The organism is Pseudomonas sp. GM84, assembly GCF_000282535.1.
Taxonomy (GTDB): Bacteria; Pseudomonadota; Gammaproteobacteria; order Pseudomonadales; family Pseudomonadaceae; genus Aquipseudomonas.
The window spans coordinates 1-1,712 of record NZ_AKJC01000162.1; the positions used below are offsets into that span (position 1 = coordinate 1).

Here is a 1,712-nt window from a genome sequence, read left to right on the forward strand (position 1 = left end):
GGGGCGAGCCCCCCGCCAGCCAATGGCAGGTCGGCAGCGGTCGACCAGGCGCAGGACCTGCCCAGCCTCAAGGCCGAGTACGCCCGGCTGCTGACCAAGTACAAGGAAGCGCACCCGGACGTGCAGGCGGTCAAGCGCAAGATCGACCTGCTCAAAGCCTCGGGTGAAAAGGGCATCGCTGCCGCAGCGTCGATGAACCTCGATGCGGCCCGGGTGCGGACCAAGATGGCAGCGGCGCAATCGCGCATCGCCTCGTTGGCTGAACAGAAGCGCCAGCTGATCACCAAGATGGAAGGCTACGAGGCAGACATTCTCGAGGCGCCGCAAGTGGAGCGCGGTCTGATTACCCTGATGCGCGACCACGACAACGCACGCAAGAAGTATGAAGAAATTCGCAACAAGGAAATGGGTGCGAAGATCACCGAAAGCCTGGAGCAGGAAAACAAGGCCGAGCGTTTCGTGCTGCTGGAGCCGCCGTTGATGCCGGAAAAACCGATCAAACCCAACCGCAAGAAAATCGTTGCCCTGGGCCTGGTGCTGGCACCGGCGGTGGGCGGTGGGCTGGTGATGTTGCTGGAGATGCTCAACCAGCGGGTGCGCGGCGTCGGTGCACTGGAAAGCGTGCTGGGCAAGCGGGTGCTGGTGGCTGTGCCGTACATCGCTACCCAGGCCGACAAGGCCAAGCGGCGAAAATGGCTGATGCTGATGATCGTCGCCGGCTTGGTTCTGGTGGCTATGCTTCTGGTGGTCGTCCATGTGTTCTACATGCCGTTGGACGTCCTGCTGTTTAAAGCTATGGCGCGGTTTGAATAGGGAACTCAGCAATGGACAGAATTACGCCGGCTATTGGAAAGAACCTTCACCAGATTTCCCCTACACCCATAGAAACGCCGAAAGCGCCGCTGCTGGCGGACAAGCCCGAACCCCTGGGCCAGTTCGACTACGTGCAGACCAAAGTGGTACCGCTGCGTGCGGAGCACCTGGAGCGCAATCGGATCGTGTCGTACAACAAGAATTCGAACATGAGCGGGGCCATCGACCTGTTGCGCACGCAAGTGCTCAAGGCCATGGACGAGAACGGTTGGCGCACCCTGGCCATCACCTCGCCGACGCCCGAGGCCGGCAAGACCGTGCTGGCGGTGAACCTGGCCATGAGCATTGCCCACCACACCACCAAGACCGCCTTGCTGGTGGACTTCGACCTGCGCCGCCCGCGGGTGGGCAGCAGCCTGGGCCTGCCTATGGACAAGGCGCTCAACGAGGTGCTCAGCGGCAAGGCCTGGCTCGAAGAGGTGCTGGTCAACCCGACGCTGCCACGCTTCGTGGTGCTGCCGACCCGCGAGCCGATCCCGATGTCGACCGAGATGCTGTCTTCGCCCAAGGTGGACAGCCTGATCAGCGAGCTGCGCGACCGTTACGATTCGCGCATCTGCATTTTCGACCTGCCGCCGCTGCTGAGCTCCGATGATGCGATCACCGTGCTGCCGAAGTTCGATTGCGTGTTGCTGGTGGTGGCCAATGGCATGAACAGCAAGAAGGATATCGAAGATTGCCTGTATCACCTGGCGAACGCGAACCTGGTTGGGGCGGTGTTGAACAAGGCGGATGAGCCGCTGCGGACTTATTACTGATTCAACCTCGTCTGTGCTCTTGAGATCGAGCGCCGCCCGCGCGGCGCATCGCGAGCAAGCTCGCTCCTACATTTGTTGCAA

At 61.6% G+C, this 1,712-nt stretch carries 1 protein-coding gene and 1 pseudogene; both read left to right on the forward strand.

Going from position 1 to position 1,712, the window contains the following annotated elements; translation table 11 throughout:
• Positions 1 to 813: pseudogene (locus PMI38_RS13610) on the forward strand (lipopolysaccharide biosynthesis protein); the annotation flags it as partial.
• Positions 814 to 824: 11 nt separating this feature from the next.
• Positions 825 to 1,631, forward strand: a complete 807-nt coding sequence (locus tag PMI38_RS13615) for a CpsD/CapB family tyrosine-protein kinase (protein ID WP_008094883.1) — start codon at positions 825 to 827, stop codon at positions 1,629 to 1,631.
• Positions 1,632 to 1,712: the final 81 nt, after the last annotated feature.

Coding starts and splice junctions, on each gene's coding strand:
- PMI38_RS13615 (WP_008094883.1), top strand. CDS start 825: ATGGACAGAATTACGCCGGCTATTGGAAAGAACCTTCACCAGATTTCC.